Origin of the sequence: Endozoicomonas sp. YOMI1 (assembly GCF_024606345.1) — a bacterium.
GTDB lineage: Bacteria > Pseudomonadota > Gammaproteobacteria > Pseudomonadales > Endozoicomonadaceae > Endozoicomonas.
In genome coordinates this window covers 1-8,513 of sequence record NZ_JAHHPM010000139.1, presented here as the reverse complement: position 1 = coordinate 8,513, position 8,513 = coordinate 1, and the positions used below count along the sequence as shown (strand labels likewise).

Below are 8,513 nucleotides of genomic sequence, written 5' to 3'. Positions count from 1 at the left end.
AAAGTTTTCCGAGACTCTCTGGATGCATTATTCACATTGTATGAATTCACGCCCTCCCCTGAACCACTGGTAAAGATTTCAACGAAACTTAACAAAAAAATTAATCAAAATGCTGAGCTGCAATCGGGTCATTTAGTTTTCCGCTATGGCTTAAAACTGTATTGATTGAACCGGATAATCTAGATTCCGTGGGCATTATGCCAAACCAAAGTTCAATCACATTAGGATTGGTTCTTTCATTGTGCATCTGAAAAAAAGATGAGCTTGAATCATTTAATGCACGATGAAAGATACCAATTATCTTTCCGAAAATTCCGGAAACCTATGCTTGAGCCGGTCAATAATACTAAGCTTGTTTTTTTCCACACGATCATTTTTATCGAGAAAGTCCATTACTTTTTTTAAAAATAGTAAGCGTTTGTTGGTTTTGACAACCAGCTTCAAGCCTTCGTCATGTACTCTCCGAATAACATGTAAGAACTGCTCGATTTTATTACAGCAATGGTGAGCGAATGCATTGTGCATGTGCTACGCTTGCGCGGCTTATATTGTGCATTACAAAATGAAAATCATTCTATTGAATCAGCTGAAAGAGGTTGAGGTTTCAGTGCTGCTGGTAACGGATAACAAAGTCCGTGTTTGGCCAGGTAGATGATTATGAATCATGGTATCACTGAGTCGTTAAGAGTGGACACAGCTCAGGCACCTGGCACGGCAAGTACCAGCAGCCAGCTTTTCCCCCCGAAAAAGGGTTATACCCCAGAAGAGAAACATGGGGTTCTGGGTCGACACACCGTTATCCGGCAGAGTCTCTCAACAGCCCAGCTTGTCGGTATGGGTGCAATGGGTGGCCTTGTGGGTGCGACTCTTGGTCATGTTGTCAAATCAGCAAACAATGGCTCGTGGGCGACAGTGGTCGCCATTGGTGGTATTGGTGCAGCCACTTTTGCCCTGGCCACCCTGGCCAGTGCCAGGCCCATAACGCCGCTGGAGCATGCTGAAGCGGAGTTGCTGCAAACACAGGACGATAAAGCGTGTCTGTTAAAGAGAGATATAGACAATCCTGTCCGCAAGTATAAAGCCAACGAAATCTATACCATCAAACGTTTATCTGAACGATATGGCGAGCCCTGGCACCTCTTCAAGCTACTGTGGGAAGTGTTATTTTCGCAACATTTTAAGGCTGATTATGAAGCTTGTCGGGATGCGATCTGTTCACGACTTATGGAACTACACGTGGGTCAGCGGGAGATTGATTACATTGTTCAACAAATGACGGGCTTTGACTCAATTGAAGATGCCAGGCAATTACCGTCTTTTAAGATATTAACTGACCATATTTATATAGCGGCAACAACCCATGATGAGATTGCCCAATTAATGTTCGCCTATTCCAGACTACTGCTGGCTCATAATAAGATGCCTCGCGGTGCCAGGCCCTGCGAGCTTTACCAGACTATATGCCTGGAGAAGTATGAATCCTTCAAGATCCGTCTTGCCGAGGATGAGAGCAGACTGATAGAGGATATCCGTATTCTGCGGGCAATAGCTGAGGAAGAGAAGGACTCTGTGAGTATTTCATCGTGATTGTAATCGGTACTGACCCGGTTGTTATACCTGTTCAGCAGGGGTTGCAATATATTGGATAACTCGAATAACTATTCACTCCAACAGCAAAGGTAAAATTTATGGAACCAGCAGCTTTGCAACAACAAATGGGCGGATCTTTAATTCGCGCATCAACTGCCGCATTTGGCATAGAGAGTCCGGACGGTCATGTTTATACCGCAGGTGACAAACTGGCGGCACTAGGACGACATACTGTCAACAAACTCAATATATCGACAAGCTATCTTGCAGGCATGGCTGCCTTGGGTGGCATTTCAGGTGCTTTGGGTGGTATTGCAGGCGTTACCTTTGTTGGTATTACCAGAGCCGTCGGAGACTTCTCGTGGAAACCGGTTGCCATAGCGGGAACAGCAGGTGCAACACTGAACGTATTGAGAGCCATCGCCAATGCCAGGCCCATGACACCACTGGAGCATGCCAGCCAGGAACTGGAGCAGGCTAAGGCAGATGAAACCTATCTGCTCAAGCATCAGCTGGATCAGCCTGACTATCAATGCAGCAGCGATGACTTTTTTGTTATCGCACATATGGCGAAGAGATACCAGGATCCCTGGCAGCCGCTCTGGCTAATATGGGCAGGTATTCACACAACCTATTACCGGAATCACCAGAATGAACTGATAGAAAAGCTCCACAACGTGTTAGCGTCTGAATATGGTGTGGAAAAGGAGGACATCAGCAGCGTTGTTGCTAATATGAAGAACATCAATTCGCTTGAAGCCGCAAAAGAGCTCCCTGATTTCAAACGATTGATGGCAAGGTTGCCTATCCCGGAAAATGACCGGGAAGATCTTGCCAAACTGATGTTTATCTTAAGCCGCATCGGTGCGAATGGTTTGGACAATCCCCAGGATCGTTCGGTCAGTGAACTCTACCAGGACCTGCTCAAGAAAAAGTACAGCCAATACAAAGCGCTCCTTGAACAGGATAAGATCAGATTGCAAGAAGATATTCGCATTTTGCGGGGAGTGGAAAGAAATCACCCGGCTCCGGTATCAGCCCCGTCTGCAACCGGAACTGAAAGCTAGAGCAGAAAAGCGCTAATACCCATACAGCCCCTCGTTCCCATGCTCTGCGTGGGAACGAATCCAAAGTCAGATCAGGGAGTATGTAAAACGGCGGAAAATCACCGGTAGGACGCGAAGCGATGCAAGACGGCAAAGTCGCGACACCTTTGTCAGCCCGAAAAAAACGTGTCGCCAGCATGGTCCCTCATTCTGGGAATATTTGACAGACAGGTTAAACGGGGAACTTAAATGAACATGGGTTGTCTGAAGACTTGTCTGGATAGTCAATATCAAGTGGTGTGGCAGTATGATCAGCGCAACAGCTCTAACTCAAATGAAGGCACCCCAGGAGAGCCAGTTACTGGTTGGTCCTGACTCTTCTTCCCAAAGGGGATGTTTTGGGCCAAGGGAAGTCAGTCAAATACCCCGCGAAGAGGTAGAGGCACATCAACTGCCCCAAAGTGTAACGGAATTCACACTGCAAATAGATACGGATTCAGAACTGAGTGCAGGTTCTGCATTACCTAAGCATTTATCAGTTGCTGACCTGATCCGGCAGCAGGTTAAGCTTGAGTTAGTCAATAGCCCAATTTGTCCAGTATTTCTGGTGAGTGATCCATATGTTACCGATCTTGTTCGCCTGTGTCAGTCCGTAAAAGAGAAAATGCATGAATATGGCCTTTCCCAGGAGGATATTGACAATGCCCTGGGTTTAATGAGCTGGAAGGCAAAATTCACAAGAGGAAAAGAAAGGGTTTTTTTTGTAAGAAATCGAAATGCTAATGACTGTTTGTACGCATTAAAGCAAAGAGATCAGATCCATATTGAAAATGTGTTTGAGTCGTTCCGGTATGACGAAGAGGACGAGGGAAAATGGACGCCTGTAGCCTTTGAATGTTTTAAAATTCCAAAACCTTTAATGAAACACAGATACGTAAAGCCCGCTTATTTTAATTATTCCCCCTACCTGAAGATCAAAAAAGAAAAGTATATCAGTGACAGGGTCACTCAGATTTTAACCGGTACCCACGACATCTTTCACAATATTGTACTCAGTAAGATGAGTGATAGCGAAAAAGTGGCACATCTGGGTAATATTTTATGTCCGACTCCATCAACCGACCCTGCTGAAAAGGCTGAAAAGGCGTCAGGTGTCAGCTCACCAGAGAGTGAAAAAGACGTTTTGTCAGCCCCGAGTATCCTTGCACGCATTGGTCAGGCCGGTAGTTTAAACAGTAAAGACCAAAGCTCTGGAAGTCAGTCCGGGAATATCGTCCACGAGGAGAATTATCTGGTTACTGGTTACAACTTAGAACAGGCGATCAGACAAAGTCCCTATCATTCAGATGTTCCTTAATTGAAATCCATCCGCCCCCCACCTCCATTTCATAGGCTTCGACACCAATTAACCATCTGCTCCTGCAATGTCTAACGATTACATTCATGTGCTTCATTGGGCAAACAACAAAACTGCCACCTATCTGCCGGTGTCTATCGATTAGAGGTCATGGAGGGGATTCTCAGGCCAGGGTGAGCTGAACAATTCATTCAGTAATTGTTCATCGACCTGATCAACGGCGTTAAATTTCCAATGGGGATTTTTATCCTTGTCAACCAGCAGGGACCGGACACCTTCGCAGAAATCGCCATTAAGTACCGTATTCACGGACAGAGCCAACTCACTCTGAAGCGCCTCTTTAAGGGACATGTGCCGGGCTTTCTGTAACTGTCGATAGCCAATGGCTGCCGACAGTGGAGAACCATGAAGTGCGGTTTTTCTGGCGGCCAGCAACCAGTCATCATCGGTCTCAAGGCTATCAATGGCAGACATCACATCGGCCAGCGATGGTTGATCCATCAACCCGGTAATTAAGTCCCTGTGCTCGCGCACCTTCGAATAGGGTAGCCATCCGGCACTTTTTTCCCGGTATTTCTGTATCACCCCATAAACGACAGCGCGAGCTTCAGAAGCATTCCAGTCTGCTTGCTGCAGAGACTCCAGAACATTGTCACAAAATGCATGATCAATAAAACGGTTAGCCAGGCCAACATAGATCGCATCAGCCGCGTTAAGCCGACACCCGGTCAGCGCCATAAACAGGCCAAGCCTGGCGGGCAGATGGCTCAGAATCCAGCTGCCGGCAACGTCCGGATAGAGGCCAATACTGATTTCAGGCATGGCCAGCATTGAGGTATCCGTCACTATTCTGAAATCAGCACCCGCCATCAGACCAATACCGCCCCCCATCACAATGCCATTACCCCAGCAGATAACTGGCTTTGGATAGGTGTGAATCATGTAGTCAACACGATACTCGGTTTCAAAAAAATGACCGGGAATATCAGGCTTGCCATCAATAACCGCCTGCCTCAGCGCCCGTACATCACCACCAGCACAAAAGGCCTTTTCGCCGCTGCCCTGCATAAACACGGCAACAATGTCATCATTATCACGCCAGTCAGAAAATTGCTGAAGCAGCAGGTCAATCATGGGTTGATTTAATGCGTTCAATGCTTTTTCAGCATTCAGCGTGATCAGACCAATCTTTTTATTATCCCGGGCATTCAGTTCGGAAAACAGAACGTCAGCGGCCATATTAATTACCCCTCCATATCCGTTGGCAAAAGCATAGGTAACTGAGTCTTGATTATCAATGAAAATACCAAAGCAGCACACGGTATTGAAGATTGGGGCAGCGATAACTGCCCCGAAAAAAGAGCTATTTACTGACCGGCAGATCCTTCAGACAATCAATGGTGTTGCATTCGATTCTGTCAGTCTCTTTCCGGTACGCCTTTTTGTGAGGCTCACCAAACGAACGAATAACAAGCTTTCCTCTGTTTTCCACCAGCCTTGCCAGGGCAGATTGCATATCCGAGGGCTTGAGTTTGCGAATTTCATCCGCAATCTTCACTCTATTGCCAAAATCCAGCTCGCCACTGGCAATTCCCTGCCAGAAACGGCCATTACGCTCATCCATATTATCGTCTTTCTTCAACAGGTCACCGATCAATCCCTGACGGTACTGTTCCAGCTCCTGGTCTGTCAGTCCTGCCAGCACCGCTTTCTGATCGTTCAAAAACTGATCTACACGGCCTTCCAGACCAATAGGGTCCAGCTTTGGGGATTGCACAACAAAAATAACACCAGGATGTTTCTCAAAGGGGCGAGGTCCGGCAAACACCACATACCCCAGCTGCTGTTCCGTACGCAGGCTGTTAAAAAATGGATTAGCCAGAAGACGGCCGAGCAATGCATATCGGGCTCGTTCCCGGTTATCAGTCTCAGGCATCTGATAATAGCTGATCAACATCGAGTCATCATGCTCAATAGCCATATTCAGAACACGGTTTGTGTCTCCCAAAAGGTGGAAGGGTAGATCAAAGCGGTCCCGACGATTATGGTCATTCAGTAATGCCGACTCCACCATTGACGACAGTGTTAATGCCTCCTGCTTGCTGTGGTTGCCATAAACCAGCATTTCTATATGAATCGGCTGGTAAAAGTCATGGGCATACTTAATCAATTGCTCATAAGTGACCTTTTCAGCAGCGTCCAACAGAACGTCATCCTCAGGATAGGAAGGATAAGTTGCCTGGCTAAGCGCATCCATTCCCAATCGGTAAGGCGCATGGAACTTCTTATTTTTCAGCCCTCTGACCAGCACTGCCTGCTCCTGCTCAAACGTGCTCTGCTCAGGCTTAAAGGTTGCGATTGCCTTAAGAATATCTTCCAGTAGCACGGCCTGTTTGTCCTGATATCCGGCAAGGCTGATTAACAGTCCACGCCGACCGGCAGTGATGCTGTAATTAAGACCAGCCTCTTTGGCCGGATAGCCATACTCATTGAGACTTCTTGATAGCAGGGACTTGTATATCTGGATCAATACATTCTCGTCAGGTGTGGCTGAAGCAGCCGATGTAGAAATCATCACCCGCACATTCCCACGGGGCATATTGAAGCTGGTATCGGTCAGGCTCCATACTCTTAATCCCGGCTCTTCAAGAATAACTGACGGCTCATTGACCTTAACGCTTTCATGCAGTTCAAGGTTACTCGCAATGAACGGGTTAGGTTCAGGAATAGTCAGTGATTGTCGGGCAATGGGGGTCTTCAGCCGTGTGACCAGCTGATCTGAAAGGGGCTGAATGCTGTATTGCGTCTCAAAATACGGCTCAACCTTATCAGTAGACAGGTTCTGGGCAATGACCACCTGACGTAGATTTTTCGGGGTCATTCTGGCCAGATAACCCGAGATCAGCTCAGGGTCGTAGGAGTCATAGAGGTAATTTGCTTCCAACAGATGCTCCGGTGGCAGGTAGTGCATTCTGGCTGCCAGCCCTGAGACGGTCTGCTGCGGGTTACGATCTTCCTGGTAGCGAAAGGCCAGTTCTGCAATTTGTTTGCTCTCATCATAGAGCCATGACTCAAGGCCTTCTCTGCGAATCAGGTCAAGATAGTCAAATACCATTGCCGTAATCTCATCCACCCGGGCCAACCCTTCAGGCGTCAACTCCATGCGAACCGTAAACTCACTGTACTCATTGGGAAGGTCACTGTTGTAGGCTGCCAGTGAATCAATCAGGCCGCGCTCTTTCAACAAACTGTGCAAACTGCCTTTGCCCTCATAGCCAATGATTCGGGCAAGATAGCCCAGTGGCTTGATATGGTAAAAAGGCTGTGCACTGGGCATCGGAAAACCCAGTGAAAGAACCCGGGTATCTTTTAATGGCACAATATTGATACGGGCCTGCAATTCATCCCGGGTATACGGCTGTTTACCAATGATCAAATCGGGTTTTACCCCTGACGGAACCGCCGAAAAAGAGGTATTTACCCACTGCTCAAGTCTGTCCAGTGGCTCTTTGCCATAAACAACGACACCCATGTTGGCAGCAACATAGTACTTGTCATGAAAATCCTTTAACGACTGCCAGAGCTGCCCGTCACAATCATGCAAAGTATCAAGGTTGCCGATATTAAACCGGCTCTTCGGGTGATCCGGGTTCGACGTTGCATTAAGCGCCATAAAGAGGCGCCAGCCATCCTCTCTGGCGTGCAGACGGTACTCTGAATCTACCGCATTTTTTTCCCGCTCTACGTAGTTCGGGTCCAGCCTGGGCGCAATAAAAAACTGGGCAAGGCGATCCAGCGCTGGCTGCAGCTGCTCGCTGTTAATATCAAAGTAGTAATTGGTTCGCACATCCGCAGTATAGGCATTACTGCTGCCGCCATTGGCACGGATAAATTCAGAGTAACTGTCTACGTCCGGGTACTTTTCCGTCCCCATAAACAGCATATGTTCGAGAAAGTGGGCAAGCCCAAGACGGTCATCGGGATCCTGGTAACTACCAACATTAACATCCACAGCGGCAGCAGACTTGTCGGTATCCGGGTCCGAGATCAGTAGCACCTTGAGACCATTATCCAAAGTGATATAGCGATAATCCCGGTCATCAGCAGGGCTTTTTATTACGGCTCCCGGGGTCACAAGGGCTTCTCTCTCCGTCGTCATTGAACAACCTGCTATTGAAACCATGGTTAGTACTCCAACAACCATTGACACCAGTTTTTTTAACATATCAGCTTTCACTGTCGGGAACATCATACAATCTTTTAATCTATCCTGTTTTATTCGGCTTGCTGGTATCCTGTTAAAGCAGAGACGTAACAGAAACACACCAGTGTTAGAGCCAGTCAGCAAATTACCAAGTCAGAAAACAGCAATGAAATGCTGGCAAATCTCCAGCTACCCGCGTTTTCTCAAATCACTAAATCAATGCATGAATGTGTCAGCATGGCGCATCTTTGTATGGACTACAACAGTTGAAATAAAAAGCAACGAACGCAACAAGCCCTGCTAGACTTGGCCTGTG

5 protein-coding genes are annotated in these 8,513 nt (G+C 47.3%); 3 read left to right on the top strand and 2 right to left on the bottom strand.

What is annotated here, in order from left to right; all coding sequences use genetic code 11:
* The first annotated feature begins 657 nt into the window (after positions 1–657).
* The 3 genes from KDK15_RS04925 to KDK15_RS04915 all read left to right on the top strand — a co-directional run bounded on the left by KDK15_RS04925 (position 658) and on the right by KDK15_RS04915 (position 3,993).
* Positions 658–1,587 carry a hypothetical protein gene (locus KDK15_RS04925; protein ID WP_257294251.1) on the top strand — a complete coding sequence of 310 codons (930 nt, stop codon included), beginning with the start codon at positions 658–660 and terminating at the stop codon, positions 1,585–1,587.
* A 101-nt stretch (positions 1,588–1,688) separates the two neighbouring features.
* The gene (locus tag KDK15_RS04920; RefSeq protein WP_257294250.1) at positions 1,689–2,657 is read left to right on the top strand and encodes a hypothetical protein; all 969 of its coding nucleotides are present in this window, start codon (positions 1,689–1,691) and stop codon (positions 2,655–2,657) included.
* 286 nt (positions 2,658–2,943) lie between these two features.
* Positions 2,944–3,993 carry a hypothetical protein gene (locus KDK15_RS04915; protein WP_257294249.1) on the top strand — a complete coding sequence of 350 codons (1,050 nt, stop codon included), beginning with the start codon at positions 2,944–2,946 and terminating at the stop codon, positions 3,991–3,993.
* Positions 3,994–4,134: 141 nt separating this feature from the next.
* Here the strand turns inward: KDK15_RS04915 and KDK15_RS04910 are convergent, their stop codons facing one another.
* Together KDK15_RS04910 and KDK15_RS04905 are read right to left on the bottom strand one after the other, a co-directional pair.
* The gene (locus tag KDK15_RS04910; protein ID WP_257294248.1) at positions 4,135–5,232 is read right to left on the bottom strand and encodes an enoyl-CoA hydratase/isomerase family protein; all 1,098 of its coding nucleotides are present in this window, start codon (positions 5,230–5,232) and stop codon (positions 4,135–4,137) included.
* Positions 5,233–5,356: 124 nt separating this feature from the next.
* Positions 5,357–8,152, bottom strand: coding sequence for an insulinase family protein (locus KDK15_RS04905; RefSeq protein WP_257294247.1), 2,796 nt, complete (start codon positions 8,150–8,152; stop codon positions 5,357–5,359).
* Between the last annotated feature and the right edge of the window lie 361 nt (positions 8,153–8,513).